This window comes from Mesorhizobium sp. P2_H9 (assembly GCF_056403215.1).
This window is the reverse complement of the sequence record NZ_JBFUFX010000010.1, coordinates 77,147-89,737: the sequence shown is the minus strand read 5'-3', so window position 1 is coordinate 89,737 and position 12,591 is coordinate 77,147. Positions and strand designations below refer to the sequence as shown.

The 12,591-nt window shown below is 63.5% G+C and carries 17 protein-coding genes; 11 read left to right on the top strand and 6 right to left on the bottom strand.

From position 1 onward, the window contains the following. Positions 1 to 27 precede the first annotated feature (27 nt). The 4 genes from AC1DXN_RS20060 (at position 28) to AC1DXN_RS20045 (ending at position 4,095) form a co-directional block, all read left to right on the top strand. Complete coding sequence (locus AC1DXN_RS20060; RefSeq protein WP_477270798.1) at positions 28 to 1,224, top strand: phosphoglycerate kinase; 1,197 nt, start codon at positions 28 to 30, stop codon at positions 1,222 to 1,224. 122 nt (positions 1,225 to 1,346) lie between these two features. Further along, positions 1,347 to 2,372 (top strand): class I fructose-bisphosphate aldolase, encoded by a 1,026-nt coding sequence (locus AC1DXN_RS20055; protein ID WP_477270796.1) that lies wholly within the window; start codon positions 1,347 to 1,349, stop codon positions 2,370 to 2,372. 174 nt (positions 2,373 to 2,546) lie between these two features. Beyond that, positions 2,547 to 3,302 carry a DUF899 domain-containing protein gene (locus AC1DXN_RS20050; RefSeq protein ID WP_477270794.1) on the top strand — a complete coding sequence of 252 codons (756 nt, stop codon included), beginning with the start codon at positions 2,547 to 2,549 and terminating at the stop codon, positions 3,300 to 3,302. A 79-nt stretch (positions 3,303 to 3,381) separates the two neighbouring features. Beyond that, positions 3,382 to 4,095, top strand: coding sequence for an SGNH/GDSL hydrolase family protein (locus AC1DXN_RS20045; protein WP_477271481.1), 714 nt, complete (start codon positions 3,382 to 3,384; stop codon positions 4,093 to 4,095). A gap of 18 nt (positions 4,096 to 4,113) precedes the next feature. Here AC1DXN_RS20045 and AC1DXN_RS20040 read toward each other — a convergent pair whose 3' ends face one another. Further along, complete coding sequence (locus AC1DXN_RS20040; protein ID WP_195177932.1) at positions 4,114 to 4,275, bottom strand: hypothetical protein; 162 nt, start codon at positions 4,273 to 4,275, stop codon at positions 4,114 to 4,116. Between the two features lie 62 nt (positions 4,276 to 4,337). Continuing rightward, entirely contained in the window at positions 4,338 to 5,291 is a 954-nt protein-coding gene (locus tag AC1DXN_RS20035; protein ID WP_477270792.1) for a ring-cleaving dioxygenase, read from the bottom strand. Between the two features lie 278 nt (positions 5,292 to 5,569). Between AC1DXN_RS20035 and AC1DXN_RS20030 the strand changes: the two genes are divergently transcribed. The 4 genes from AC1DXN_RS20030 to AC1DXN_RS20015 all read left to right on the top strand — a co-directional run bounded on the left by AC1DXN_RS20030 (position 5,570) and on the right by AC1DXN_RS20015 (position 7,521). Then, positions 5,570 to 5,737, top strand: coding sequence for a hypothetical protein (locus AC1DXN_RS20030; protein WP_477246300.1), 168 nt, complete (start codon positions 5,570 to 5,572; stop codon positions 5,735 to 5,737). 205 nt (positions 5,738 to 5,942) lie between these two features. After that, positions 5,943 to 6,308 carry a VOC family protein gene (locus AC1DXN_RS20025; protein WP_477270790.1) on the top strand — a complete coding sequence of 122 codons (366 nt, stop codon included), beginning with the start codon at positions 5,943 to 5,945 and terminating at the stop codon, positions 6,306 to 6,308. Between the two features lie 15 nt (positions 6,309 to 6,323). Continuing rightward, complete coding sequence (locus AC1DXN_RS20020) at positions 6,324 to 6,734, top strand: hypothetical protein (RefSeq protein ID WP_477270788.1); 411 nt, start codon at positions 6,324 to 6,326, stop codon at positions 6,732 to 6,734. A gap of 67 nt (positions 6,735 to 6,801) precedes the next feature. Then, complete coding sequence (locus tag AC1DXN_RS20015) at positions 6,802 to 7,521, top strand: helix-turn-helix transcriptional regulator (RefSeq protein WP_477246294.1); 720 nt, start codon at positions 6,802 to 6,804, stop codon at positions 7,519 to 7,521. Positions 7,522 to 7,603: 82 nt separating this feature from the next. Here AC1DXN_RS20015 and AC1DXN_RS20010 read toward each other — a convergent pair whose 3' ends face one another. The 3 genes from AC1DXN_RS20010 to AC1DXN_RS20000 form a co-directional block, all read right to left on the bottom strand. Then, positions 7,604 to 8,299 (bottom strand): DUF1013 domain-containing protein, encoded by a 696-nt coding sequence (locus tag AC1DXN_RS20010; RefSeq protein WP_477246292.1) that lies wholly within the window; start codon positions 8,297 to 8,299, stop codon positions 7,604 to 7,606. 300 nt (positions 8,300 to 8,599) lie between these two features. Beyond that, positions 8,600 to 8,740 carry a DUF1127 domain-containing protein gene (locus AC1DXN_RS20005; RefSeq protein ID WP_477246290.1) on the bottom strand — a complete coding sequence of 47 codons (141 nt, stop codon included), beginning with the start codon at positions 8,738 to 8,740 and terminating at the stop codon, positions 8,600 to 8,602. Positions 8,741 to 9,125: 385 nt separating this feature from the next. Next, positions 9,126 to 10,136, bottom strand: coding sequence for an NAD(P)H-quinone oxidoreductase (locus AC1DXN_RS20000; protein WP_477270786.1), 1,011 nt, complete (start codon positions 10,134 to 10,136; stop codon positions 9,126 to 9,128). Between the two features lie 113 nt (positions 10,137 to 10,249). On the opposite strand from AC1DXN_RS20000, the gene AC1DXN_RS19995 reads away from it, so the two are divergent. The 3 genes from AC1DXN_RS19995 to AC1DXN_RS19985 all read left to right on the top strand — a co-directional run bounded on the left by AC1DXN_RS19995 (position 10,250) and on the right by AC1DXN_RS19985 (position 12,096). Then, positions 10,250 to 10,444 (top strand): DUF1192 family protein, encoded by a 195-nt coding sequence (locus AC1DXN_RS19995; protein ID WP_477246286.1) that lies wholly within the window; start codon positions 10,250 to 10,252, stop codon positions 10,442 to 10,444. Between the two features lie 85 nt (positions 10,445 to 10,529). Beyond that, entirely contained in the window at positions 10,530 to 11,777 is a 1,248-nt protein-coding gene (locus AC1DXN_RS19990) for an MFS transporter (protein WP_477270784.1), read from the top strand. 31 nt (positions 11,778 to 11,808) lie between these two features. Then, positions 11,809 to 12,096, top strand: a complete 288-nt coding sequence (locus AC1DXN_RS19985; protein ID WP_477270782.1) for an ArsR/SmtB family transcription factor — start codon at positions 11,809 to 11,811, stop codon at positions 12,094 to 12,096. Between the two features lie 12 nt (positions 12,097 to 12,108). Here AC1DXN_RS19985 and AC1DXN_RS19980 read toward each other — a convergent pair whose 3' ends face one another. Beyond that, on the bottom strand, positions 12,109 to 12,573 hold the full coding sequence (locus AC1DXN_RS19980) for an SRPBCC family protein (RefSeq protein ID WP_477270780.1): 465 nt from the start codon (positions 12,571 to 12,573) through the stop codon (positions 12,109 to 12,111). Positions 12,574 to 12,591 lie beyond the last annotated feature (18 nt).

Below are 12,591 nucleotides of genomic sequence, written 5' to 3'. Positions count from 1 at the left end.
CGGCGATTTTTCGCGAAAGGGACCAGCATGGCCGGCTTCAAGACACTCGACGATATCGGCAACATCTCCGGCAAGCGCGTGCTGGTGCGCGTCGACCTCAACGTTCCCGTCGCCAACGGCAAGATCACCGACGCCACCCGCATCGAGCGCATCGCGCCGACCATCGCCGAATTGTCCGGCCAAGGCGCCAAGGTCATCCTGCTCGCCCATTTCGGCCGGCCCAAGGACGGTCCCTCGCCCGAATTCTCGCTGGAGCCGATCGCCAAGGCGACTGCCGACGTGCTCGGCCGTCCCGTTGGCTTTGCTGCGGACTGTATCGGCGACAAGGCAGCGAGCGCCGTTGCCGCCATGAACAAGGGCGACGTGCTGCTGCTCGAAAACACCCGCTTCTACAAGGCCGAGGAGAAGAACGATCCGGCCTTCACCGAAAAGCTGGCTGCCAATGGCGACATCTTCGTCAATGACGCCTTTTCCGCCGCGCACCGCGCCCATTCGTCGACCGAAGGGCTGGCGCATCTGCTGCCGGCCTTCGCCGGACGCACCATGCAGGCTGAGCTCGACGCGCTGGAAAAGGGCCTCGGCAATCCCGTCCGCCCCGTTGTCGCAATCGTCGGTGGCGCCAAGGTTTCGAGCAAGATCGACCTGTTGATGAATCTGGTGAAAAAGGTCGACGCGCTGGTCATCGGCGGCGGCATGGCCAACACCTTCCTTGCCGCGCGCGGCACCGATGTCGGCAAATCGCTGTGCGAGCATGATCTGGCCCCGACCGCCAAGCAGATCATGATCGAGGCAGCCGAGGCCGGCTGCGCCATCATCCTGCCGGTCGACGGCGTCGTCGCCAGGGAATTCAAGGCGGGCGCTGCTAGCGAAACCGTCGCCATAGCGGCGGTGCCAGCCGACGGCATGATCCTCGATGTCGGCGAAAAGACCGTGAAAACCATTGCCGAATGGATCGACCGTGCGGCGACGCTGGTCTGGAACGGGCCGCTCGGCGCCTTCGAGATCGAGCCCTTCGACCATGCGACGGTGGCGGCGGCCAAGCATGCGGCGGCGCGCACCAAGGCCGGAAAGCTGGTCTCGGTCGCCGGCGGTGGCGATACGGTGGCGGCGCTCAACCATGCCGGCGTCGCCGACGACTTCACCTATGTCTCGACCGCCGGCGGCGCATTCCTGGAATGGATGGAAGGCAAGCCGCTGCCCGGCGTCGACGTCTTGAAGCGCTGAGCCGGTCAACACTCCGCGAGCGAACAGGGGGCCGGCGGCTTTCAAGCGATTCACGCTTTCCGGCGCCATTCCTTTGGCGGTAGAGTTCCGTTGGCGCGGAAAACCGTTTCAGGAGAAGCAGCATGAGCGAACGTCTCGAAGACATTGCCGCCGCGATCGTGGCCGATGGCAAGGGCCTGCTGGCCGCCGACGAAAGCTCCGGCACCATCAAGAAGCGCTTTGACGTCATCGGCGTCGAATCCACCGCCGATAGCCGCCGCGACTACCGCGAGATGATGTTCCGCGCCAAGGATGCGATGACCAAATACATCTCCGGCGTCATCCTCTATGACGAAACCATCCGCCAGAAGGCCGCCGACGGCACGCCGCTGGTCGACATCATCAAGGCTGCCGGCGCGATCCCCGGCATCAAGGTCGATGCCGGCGCCAAGCCGCTGGCCGGCTTTCCCGGCGACACCGTCACCGAGGGTCTCGACGGCCTGCGCGAGCGCCTCGCCGACTATTACAAGCTCGGCGCCCGCTTCGCCAAATGGCGCGCGGTGATCGATATCGACACCGGCAAGGGCGTGCCCTCCACAAATTCGATCGCCTCCAATGCCCACGCGCTCGCCCGCTACGCAGCACTTTGCCAGGAGGCCGGCATCGTGCCGATCGTCGAGCCCGAAGTGTTGATGGACGGCGCCCACGACATCGACACTTGCTATGCGATATCCAAGGCGACGCTGATCAAGCTCTATGACGAGCTCCATGCGGCCGGCGTCGCGCTGGAAGGCACCATCCTGAAGCCGAACATGGTGCTCGCGGGCAAGAAATCGGGCAAGGTGAGCAGTCCCGAGGAAGTCGCGGAAAAGACCATAAAGCTGTTCCGCCAGACGGTGCCTTCCGCGGTGCCGGGCATTGCTTTCCTCTCCGGCGGCCAGGAGGACGAGGAAGCGACCGCCAACCTCAACGCCATCAATGCCATCGGCCCGCATCCGTGGAAGCTGACCTTCTCCTATGGCCGCGCGCTGCAGGCGGCGCCGCAAAAGGCCTGGAGCGGCAAGGCGTCGAACATCGCTGCCGGCCAGGCCGCCTTCGCCCACCGCGCCCGCATGAACCATCTGGCGGCGCTCGGAAAATGGCAGGCGGCCCTGGAAAAGGCTGCCTGATCCCACCGCATTTATCTTGATCCGAACCCGGGCCGATGCGCCCGGGTTTTGTTTTGCCGCCGCCCGGCTTGGGGCACTGCGGCGGCATGCCTATCTCCTGTCTGGGAAAGCTGGCGGCAATGTCGGTTTGCGCCGATCTCGAACGTCCTTGGGGTGAATGACAGGGAGAAGTTCATGCATCGCAACAAGGTCGTTTCGCGGGAAGACTGGTTCGAGGCCCACAAGGCGCATCTGGCGCGCGAGAAGGAATTGACGCGGTTTCGCGATCGCATCGCCGCCGAGCGCCGCGAATTGCCGTGGCTGAAAATCCGCAAGGACTATGTCTTCGAGGCCGAACAGGGACCGAAGCGGCTGGCCGACCTGTTCGCCGGCAAAAGCCAGCTGATCGTCTACCACTTCATGTTCGGACCGGGCGCCGACTACCGCTGCGAGCGCTGTTCCTTCCTTGCCGACCACATCGACGGCGCCAACCACCATCTGCGGAACCACGATGTGTCCCTGGTCGTGGTGTCGCGTGCGCCGCTGGCCGAGCTGCTTCCCTACAAGCAGCGCATGGGCTGGAAGTTCGACTGGCTGTCGGCCTACGCCTCGGACTTCAACTTCGACATGCAGGTTTCCTTCACCGACAAGCAGATCGCAGCCGGCGACACCACTTACAATTTCGAGACACGCCCCCGGACATCGAAGGATCTTGCCGGCTGCAGCGTGTTCTACAGGGACGAGAAAGGCGACATCTTCCTGACCTTCATGTTGCGCTCCAGGGGCGGCGATCCGCTCATCGGCGCCTATCACTATCTCGACATGACACCGAAAGGCCGCAACGAGACCGGTCCCTATCACAGCCTGATGGACTGGGTGCGGTTGCACGATGAGTATGGCGACAGGTCAGGAACACAAGGCGACGGCTGCTGCCACGACAGCAAAGGCTGACACCGGCCGGAACAAGGTCGTTCACCCGCGAGGTCGGATGCGCTAAGTGCACATCTTTGATTGTCCCAAGGTCTTCGCTGTGCGCCTTCTCGCCCTCCTCACCTGGCTCGCCTTCCCGGTCTACATCTGGCAAGGGCTTGGCGTGCGCCGCCGCACCACGCGCATGCTGCCGGCGCAAGGCCCGGTCATGCACGATATCAAGGGCAAGGCGCCAACGATCTCGCTTCTGGTGCTGGGCGATTCCTCGGCAGCCTCGGTCGGCATCGGCAATTCGGAGAATGGACTTGCCGCGCAGCTGGCAGCGCTGATCTCGCAACGCACCGGCCGCGCCGTGCGCTGGCGGGCGGCGGGCTTCAATTCGGCAACTTCGGGCCAGATCCGCGACCACGTGCTGCCCAACCTGTCGGCCGATCCGTGGACGCATATCGTGCTGGCCATCGGCACCAACGACACCAAGAATTTTCATTCGGTGCCGCGCTTCAAGAAGGAGTTTGGCGGTCTGCTCTATGCGCTACGCGCCAAATGGCCGGAGGCGCGCGTGGTCTGGTCGCCGGTGCTGGAGTTCACCCGTGCGCCGGCAATGCCGTCGCTGCTCGGCAAGATCCTCGAGATCCGCGCCAGTGAGATGAACCGCATGGGCGAGCGCCTTTGCTTCGAGCGCGGCGCGGTGCCGGCGCCACGCCTACCGATCCCCGACCCCGAGGCCGGCTTCGCGTCGGATGGATTTCACGCATCGGAGGCCGGTTACCGCGCCTGGGCGGAACATCTCGTTGGGCTGGTGATCGCCGAATGAACGGCCGGCCGGCCACTCTCAGGTCCAATGCCCCAGCACAGCCGTGATCGAGATCGCCGCCATCGCCAGCAGGGCCAGCTTCCAGAAATCGCTGCGCCGCTTCAGCCCCGGCCAACCGAGCGGCTTGATCAGTTGGATGGCCATCATGGCGATGATGACGAGGGCGAGGAGTTTCGACATGCCGCCTTTGACCAGCATCAGGGCCGGCTGTCAAAGCGCTCCTTCGCCTGGCCTGGCAGACGCTAGGCCAGCGGCTTGAGGCCGGCCTCGATCGCGGCGCGCTTCGGCTCGAGGAACGGCGGCAAGGCCAGCTTCTCGCCCAGCGTCTCCAGCGGCTCGTCGGCGGTGAAGCCCGGTCCGTCGGTGGCGATCTCGAACAGGATGCCGTTCGGTTCGCGGAAGTAGAGCGAGCGGAAGTAGTAACGCTCGACCTCGCCGCTTGACGGCAGGCGGAACTCCGCCAGCCGCGCCGTCCATTGATGCAACGTTGCCTGGTCCGGCGCCCGGAAGGCGACGTGATGGACGGCACCCGCACCTTGGCCGGCCGGCGAAAGACCCGGCTGCACCGCGACATGAAGCTCCGCCGCCGGCCCACCCTGGCCCATTTCGAAGACGTGGACCTGCCCCTGGCCGTCCGGCGAGGCATAGTCGCGCCCTTTGCGCATGTTCATCACCCTGGTCAGCACCGCCTCGGTGTTGGTGATATCGGGAACGCTGATCACGATCGGCCCGAGCCCGCGTATCTGGTGCGCGGCCGGCACCGGGCTTTGCGACCAAGGGTGGCTGTCACCCGCGCCGCCATCGCTGACAAGACGCAGGCGCTGGCCCTCGGGGTCCTCGAAATCCAGCGACAGGGTGCCGCCAATATCGCCGATCTCTCCAGTCGCGATGTTTTCGCCGGCCAGGCGTTCTTTCCACCAGGCAAGGCTTTCGGCGCTGCCCACCCGCAGGCCTGTGCGGATGATGCTGTGGGTGCCTCGGCGTTCGCGCCCGACCGGCCAGTCGAAGAAGGTAAGGTCGCTGCCCGGCGTCGCCTCTCCATCGGCATAGAAAAGATGATAGGCCGACGTGTCGTCCTGGTTCACCGTCTTCTTGACCAGCCGCAAACCCAAGACCTTTGTGTAGAAATGAAGGTTCCTGGGCGCATTGGCGGTGATTGCGGTCAGATGGTGAATTCCTGTCAGTTGCAGGCTCATGGTCGTCTCCCCAGGTCGTGGACCTGTTCTTATGGAAAATTGTTCTCCTCCCATATCAGAACGCCAGCCCTATTGCTGAAGGCCGCAAACGCCGACAGTCCGTCGCTGGAGACTGAACGACCTCCACCTTGGTCGACACTGATAGCGAACAATCGGTACGCCTCAAACGCAAGGCCAGCACAAGCAGCAAGGATCGTCAAAGGCCCTGAAAGCTCCTGACAGACTGCTGTCAGGAGGGGTGTGCGATGATGCTCTCATCAAAACAGAGGAGAGTCGCCATGAACGGTTCAACAATTCTTCGCAGCGTCCAGCACTATGTCGGCAAGATCCGGACGATGCGCAACGAGATCCGCACCCAGCGCTTCATGAATTCGCTGCCGCCGGACGTCCGCAAGGACATTGGTTGGCCGGATATGTTTGAAGGCCGCCACATCCGCGGCAATTGAGTTTTTTCGCCACGACTGTTGGATGTGGGCGTCACAACGCCCACATGACAGGCTCGGCGCGCATGGGATGGAGCAAGCGGTGCCCGAACAGCAATGTCCTTTTCATCGAAATGTTTGGCCGGCTGGCCAAAGAGCATGCTGAAGGCTCCTGACAGTATGGTGTCAGGAGCCGCGTGCCATAGTGCAGCGATGTCAGGAGAGAGATATGGCCTTCATTCCCGCAAAAGCATCGGCATGGTTCGAAATACCGGTCACTGACATGGATCGGGCGCGCACCTTCTACGCCTCGGTGCTGCAGAACGATCTGACCCTCGAAGAGAGCGGTCCCAATCCGATAGCCATGTTCAGTGCACAAGAACGATTGGCGTCCGGGCACGTCTATCCCGGAAAACCGGCTGTCCCCGGAACCGGGCCGACCATCCATCTGTCGGTCGCAGCACCGATTGAAGACGCGATGGCACGGGTGACCGAGAATGGCGGCCAGGTCGTCTCGCCGGCGATCTCAATCCCGGCCGGCACATTCGCCTATTGCCTCGACCCGGACGGCAACAGCTTTGGGCTGTTCGTCTAGAGGGGGGCAACCGGAATGGTGAAAGGCTGGAACGACAAGTTGAACGCACCCGGCACTCACGTCGTCAGGCCGACGCCGCGCACGATGGCGGACGTCGTCGAAGGTCAACCGATGCTGGTGCCGACGGCAAGGCAGGTTGATGAGTTCATCCGTACAATTCCCAAAGGCGTGGACATGGATGTCCGTGCCCTGCGCACCGCGCTCGCCATCGAGCACGGTGCCGAAGTGACATGTCCGGTCACCATCGGCTATCATCTGCGCACTGTCGCCGAAGCTGCCAACGAGGATCTCGAGCGCGGCATGACGTTGAATGACATTGCGCCATTCTGGCGAGTGCTCGACGCGAACACGCCGACAACCAAGAAATTGTCCTTCGGCACGGCATTCGTTGCCGCGCAGCGCAAGAGCGAAGGGCTGGAACCATAATGCGTGCCGCCCAAAAACGGGAACCGGTTTTGGGGTCACGACGTGCATAGAAACAAGGGACCATACGATGCGCCGCGCCGACAGGCTCTTCCAGATCGTGCAGCATCTGCGCGGTGGCCGTCTGGTCACCGCCCAGAAACTGGGCACGTGGCTCGAGGTTTCCGAGCGTACCATCTATCGCGACATCGCCGACCTGCAGTCGACCGGGGTGCCGATCGACGGCGAGGCCGGCGTCGGCTACATGATGAGGGAGGGTTTCGACCTTCCGCCGCTGATGTTTACGCGTGACGAGATCGTCGCGCTGGTCGCCGGCGCCCGCATGGTGCGCGCCTTTGGGGGCGCCGCCATGGCGCGGGCCGCCGAGGAGGCGCTGGTCAAGATCGGCGCCGTGCTGCCCGACGCCGAGAAGGATCGCATCGCCCGCACCGAGATCCACACGCCGATGTGGGTGGTGAGTGATGCCGCACGGGAAGCAATCGACCTGATCGAGCGCGCCGTCGAAAAGCGTCAGGTGCTGACCATCGACTATTCCGACGAGGCCGGCCGCGGCACCGCGCGCGATATCCGGCCGCTTGGCCTGTGGTTCTGGGGCAAGGTGTGGACATTGGTCGCCTGGTGCGAGATGCGCGACGATTTCCGCGCCTTCCGCATCGATCGCCTCGCCTCGGTGGTCATCGCCGGCCGCAACTTCAAGCCGGAACGCGGCAAGCAGCTGACCGATTTCTATCGGGCGGTGGAGCGCTCAGAAGACTACGGCATGGCGCCGGACCGCGCGGCGCGAACCTGAAACCGTAAGAATCCTGGCAATAAAAAAGCCCGCTCGAAGCGGGCTTTTTGCTATGCTGGATCGGCCTGCGGTCGACCGCTTCCTACTCTTCCTCGTCCGGATCCGGGTTCTTCGACTTCAGCGCCGAAAGCTTGGCGAAGACGGCATTGGCGTCGAGTTCGGCGTCCTCGTCCTTCGGCTTCTCGGGCGCCGGCACCAGCCGTTCGGTCAAGGCCGCCGGCAGCAGCGTGTCGCCAACCGGCTGCGGCTGCTCGCGGCCACGCGAGGCGCGGTTGACTTCCATGTCGAGGTCGATCTGCGAGGCGAGACCCAGCGTCACCGGGTCCATCGGCTGCAGATTGGCCGAATTCCAGTGCTTCCGGTCGCGGATCTGATCGATCGTCGATTTGGTGGTGCCGACCAGGCGCGAGATCTGCGCGTCTTTCAGTTCGGGGTGGTTGCGCACCAGCCAGAGGATGGCGTTGGGCCGGTCCTGGCGCTTCGACAGCGGCGTGTAGCGCGGACCCTTGCGCTTGGATTCCGGCACTCGCACCTTGGGATCCGACAGCTTCAGGCGCTGATTCGGGTCCTTCTCGGCGCGCGCGATCTCATCGCGGCTCAGCTGGCCGGTCATGATCGGATCCATGCCCTTGATGCCTTGCGCCGATTCGCCGTCGGCGATTGCCTTGACCTCGAGCGGATGCAGCCCGCAGAACTGCGCGATCTGCTCGAAGGACAGCGCGGTGTTGTCGACCAGCCAGACGGCGGTCGCCTTGGGCATCAGCAGCGTATTGGCCATTGCAAAAATCCTTCTCGTTCGCCCGCGTTCCCGCGCGGGCGGTGGTTTAGAGCCACCAAAATGGGAAATTCGCGGTCTGTATAACCGCTCTCAGGTCAAATCGCAACGGTTTTGGGAGGGCGCGCGGCAAAGGCGGCGTCAGCACAATCCGGGACCGGCCAAAGCCATGAACCCAACAGCTGAAAAGACAAAACCCGCCGGACAGGGTCCAGCGGGTTCGGAACCGGCGACGGCAAAGCGTCTGCTGCGGCTCTGGCTTCTAAAGCATGGTCCGGTTTTCGAACCGGACCAGGCTCGAAATCAGATCGCCTTGCGGGCGATTGCCTCGATGTCGGCGCGGTTGATGCCGAGATCGTTGAGCTGACGGGCGTTGAGCTTGTTCAGCTCGCGCACGGTTTCATTGTACATACGCCAGTTACGGTAAGCGCGGATCGGGTTCATGGTAGTCCTCCATTTGTTGGATCAATTCGTTTCGATGACGCTTAGATAGGCATCGCTGCCCACGAATTGAACAGACGCTTTTGCATGGCCGCAATGCAATTGTGCATTGCAGCATTAAGCCTTTCTTCAGCTTGTCTGGGCGACCGCACGCCAGGGCGCGTCGAGATTCAGGTCAGGCCGAGTCGGAGTCGAAGACGGGCGCGAAGCGACCAAACTGGGTGGCTGCCGAGAACCGGAGCGGAGCGTACTTTTGGTACGTGAGCACCGGCCTACGCCGGCCGTAGCCTTAACTGCCACGACCAATCATTGGTGCTTCGGCCGGCGAAGGCCGGAAGCGCAGGAAGCCGCCATTTGCAGGCCTGCCTCACCTCAATACCGATACGGCCTAGCCGACGTCGAGCACGATCTTGCCGATATGATCGCCGTCCTCCATCCGCTCATGCGCCCGCCAGGCTTCGCTGAGCGGAAAGATCATGTCCATGACTGGCGCTATCCTGCGCGTGCCGAGCAATGGCCACACCTGGGCTTCCAGCGCGGCGGCCAGTGCCGCCTTGAACTCGACGGTGCGCGGCCGCAGCGTCGAGCCGGTATGGGTCAGCCGCTTGACCATGATCTTCGAGAAATCGGCGCTCGCCACCGCCCCGCCTTGCACGGCGATCTGGACGATGCGGCCTTCGATCGCGGCGGCCTCGTAATTGCGCGCCACATAGTCGCCGCCGACCATGTCCAGGATGACATTGGCGCCCTTGCCGCCGGTGGCCTCCTTGACCGCGGCGACGAAATCCTCCTCGCGGTAATTGATCGCCCGGTCGGCGCCGATCTTCAGGCAGGCATCGCATTTGTCCTCGTTGCCGGCGGTGGTGATGACATAGGCGCCAAATGCCGAGGCAAGCTGGATCGCCGTGGTGCCAATGCCGGATGAGCCGCCATGGACGAGCAATGTCTCGCCCTTTTTCAGGCCGCCGCGCTCGAACACATTGTGCCAGACGGTGAAGTAGTTTTCCGGCACCGCCGCCGCTTCGGTGTGGGTGAAACCGGCGGGCAGCGGCAGCACGCTGCCGGCGGGAACCTTGACATACTCGGCGTAGCCACCGCCGGGCGTCAGCGCGCAGACCCGGTCGCCGACACGCCAGCGCGATATCTCGTCGCCAAGCGCAGCCACCTCGCCCGATGCCTCAAGGCCCGGCAGATCCGATGCGCCGGGCGGTGGCGGATAGGCGCCCTTGCGTTGCTGCACATCCGGCCGATTGACGCCGGCCGCACGCACCCGAATCAGGATTTCGCCCGGACCCGGCATCGGCACGTCGCGCGTCTCCGGCTTCAGCACACGTGGCCCGCCGGGCTCCGTGATCGCGATGGCCGTCATCCTGGCCGGAATTCTCTGTCCGCTCGCCATGAAATTTCCCGTCTTGCTTCGCCTGCTTGTGGCCGGCTGTTTGCATCCACGCCCTTGCCCTATGTATGCTCATTGCCAAATCAGGCAAATGGCCAAATCAGGGAGGAGCGACGATGGCGATCTTCGACGACGAACCCAAAAAGAAGGCACGACCGCACGAGATCGGGCAGGATCTGTCGTTGCTTTCGCTTAGCGAACTGTCCGAGCGGATCGGCATCCTGCGTGACGAGATTGCCCGGCTGGAAGCTGAACTCAAGAGCAAGGACACCACCAAGTCGGCCGCTGAAGCACTGTTTCGCCGCGGATAATTCCCGAGAGCTGGCGCAAGCGCCGCCGAAAAGCCCGAATACGACTGTCTTCAGACCTGCCCCGTAACCCCAGCCGGATCCAAAAATGTTTGCAACCTACCGACCGATCCTTTCGCTGCTGCGCGGCACCGCTTTCCTGCTGGCGGCATCGGGGCTGCACGGCCTGTTGTTGCCGTTGCGCGGCCAGCTCGAAGGCTTCTCGACGGCATCGCTCGGCCTGATGGGCACGGCCTGGGCCGGCGGCTTCGTCACCGGCTGCTTCTTTGCGCCGCGCATCGTGCGCCGCGCCGGCCATGTCAGGGCTTTTGGCGCCTTTGCCGCGTCGGGTGCCATTGTCGCGCTGCTCACCGGCCTGATCATCGACGAATATTTCTGGATCCTGCTGCGCGCCTTCACCGGTTTCACCATGGCCGGCGCCTTCATGGTCATCGAAAGCTGGCTGAACGAGAAGGCCACCAACGAGAACCGCGGCACCGTCTTCGGCCTTTACATGATGGTCACCTACGCCTCGATCATGGGCGGCCAGATGATCGTCGCCGGCGGCGACGTGAAGTCCGCCTCGCTGTTCATGATCACCGGCATCCTGTTTTGCCTGTCGTTGATCCCGACCGCCGTTTCGACGGCTTCGCACCCCAAGCCGCTGCAGGACGTCTCACTCGACGTCAAAGGCCTTTATAAGAATTCGCCGGTATCGGCGATCGCCTGCCTGTTGATCGGTATTGCCAATGGTGCCTGGGGCACGCTGGGCGCCGTCTATGGCGCCCGCATCGGCATTTCCACCCCCGAGATTGCGCTGATGATGAGCCTGGTGGTCGTCGCGGGTGCGGCCATGCAGCTTCCGGCCGGACGTCTTTCCGACAAGACCGATCGCCGCTTCGTGCTGGCGGGAGCAGCCTTCGGTTCGGCGCTGTTTGCGCTGGCCATCTTCCTGTTCGAACCGCGCTCGGCGGTCTTCGTCCTGGTCTTCACTGGCTGCTATGGCGCCTTCGCCTACACGCTCTATTCGATTGCCGTGGCGCATGCCAACGACCACGCCCGCGCCGAGGATTTCGTCAAGGTGTCGGGCGGCCTGCTGCTGCTCTATGGCTTCGGCACCATGATCGGTCCGCTGCTGGCCGCTGCCCTGATGGGCTGTATGCGTCCCGAAGGCCTGTTCCTGGCGACCGCGCTCGCCCATCTCAGCCTGGCCGGCTACACGCTGCTGCGCATCAGCCGCCGCGCTCCGGTGCCGATCGAAAACCGCGATGCGTTCAAGACGCAACCGGCCGATCGCTCGGTCACGCCGGAGGCATTGCGGCTCGACCCGCGCAGAAAAGATGAAACCAATGGTTGAGATTCGGAAAACTTTGCCTCACAAATGAGGCATGATCTTTTCCGACGCCTTCCTGGCGATTGCCGATCCCAATCGGCGCCATCTTCTCGAAGAGCTCCGGCGCGGGCCGAAGACCGTCAATGAGCTGGCCGCCGGGCTGCCCGTATCTCGCCCGGCCGTTTCGCAACATCTGAAGGTGCTGCTCGAGGCCGGGCTGGTCAACGCCAAGGCCGAAGGCACACGCCGCGTCTATACGGTCAGCAATGCCGGCTTCCTCAAACTCAACATCTGGCTCGACCAGTTCTGGGAAGCCGAGCAGCTCGGAACGCCGGGTAGCTAAGGCGCTCGCCTCTCAGCCCTCGGCGGCCAGCGCTGCGCCCAGCATATCGAGCAGCACGCCTGTGCCATGTTCGCGGGTGGCCGACTTGTCATGACCGTCGAGAAAGACGCCTTGCTCGGTCAAGACCAGCCGCGTGCCCTTGCCTTCCGGGCGAAGTTCGATCGTTGCCAGCGACACCGAGATCCGAACCTCGCCGAACAGCATATCGTAGCTGTAGACGATGCGCTCATTCGGCACGATGTCCTGGTAGACGGCGTTGTAGACATAGATCGGCCCGTCCTTTGGCCCGCCGGCATTGATTTCCTTGCCGCCGACGCGGAAGTCCATCTCGTGCCTGCTGGGGTTCGGACTGTCAGGATCGGCGAACCATGCCCGCTTGGCGGTCGGATTGCTGAGCGCGAAATAGACCTTCGATGGCGCTGCCGGATAGAAGCGTTCGATGACGAAGGTGGAATGGACGACGGATCGTTCGGTCATGCTGGACTCCTCGATAGT

Bases quoted from the DNA above. Each gene is read 5' to 3' on its own strand.
- AC1DXN_RS20060 (WP_477270798.1), top strand. From the start codon at position 28: ATGGCCGGCTTCAAGACACTCGACGATATCGGCAACATCTCCGGCAAG.
- AC1DXN_RS20055 (WP_477270796.1), top strand. From the start codon at position 1,347: ATGAGCGAACGTCTCGAAGACATTGCCGCCGCGATCGTGGCCGATGGC.
- AC1DXN_RS20050 (WP_477270794.1), top strand. From the start codon at position 2,547: ATGCATCGCAACAAGGTCGTTTCGCGGGAAGACTGGTTCGAGGCCCAC.
- AC1DXN_RS20040 (WP_195177932.1), bottom strand. From the start codon at position 4,275: ATGTCGAAACTCCTCGCCCTCGTCATCATCGCCATGATGGCCATCCAA.
- AC1DXN_RS20035 (WP_477270792.1), bottom strand. From the start codon at position 5,291: ATGAGCCTGCAACTGACAGGAATTCACCATCTGACCGCAATCACCGCC.
- AC1DXN_RS20030 (WP_477246300.1), top strand. From the start codon at position 5,570: ATGAACGGTTCAACAATTCTTCGCAGCGTCCAGCACTATGTCGGCAAG.
- AC1DXN_RS20025 (WP_477270790.1), top strand. From the start codon at position 5,943: ATGGCCTTCATTCCCGCAAAAGCATCGGCATGGTTCGAAATACCGGTC.
- AC1DXN_RS20020 (WP_477270788.1), top strand. From the start codon at position 6,324: ATGGTGAAAGGCTGGAACGACAAGTTGAACGCACCCGGCACTCACGTC.
- AC1DXN_RS20015 (WP_477246294.1), top strand. From the start codon at position 6,802: ATGCGCCGCGCCGACAGGCTCTTCCAGATCGTGCAGCATCTGCGCGGT.
- AC1DXN_RS20010 (WP_477246292.1), bottom strand. From the start codon at position 8,299: ATGGCCAATACGCTGCTGATGCCCAAGGCGACCGCCGTCTGGCTGGTC.
- AC1DXN_RS20005 (WP_477246290.1), bottom strand. From the start codon at position 8,740: ATGAACCCGATCCGCGCTTACCGTAACTGGCGTATGTACAATGAAACC.
- AC1DXN_RS20000 (WP_477270786.1), bottom strand. From the start codon at position 10,136: ATGGCGAGCGGACAGAGAATTCCGGCCAGGATGACGGCCATCGCGATC.
- AC1DXN_RS19995 (WP_477246286.1), top strand. From the start codon at position 10,250: ATGGCGATCTTCGACGACGAACCCAAAAAGAAGGCACGACCGCACGAG.
- AC1DXN_RS19990 (WP_477270784.1), top strand. From the start codon at position 10,530: ATGTTTGCAACCTACCGACCGATCCTTTCGCTGCTGCGCGGCACCGCT.
- AC1DXN_RS19985 (WP_477270782.1), top strand. From the start codon at position 11,809: ATGATCTTTTCCGACGCCTTCCTGGCGATTGCCGATCCCAATCGGCGC.
- AC1DXN_RS19980 (WP_477270780.1), bottom strand. From the start codon at position 12,573: ATGACCGAACGATCCGTCGTCCATTCCACCTTCGTCATCGAACGCTTC.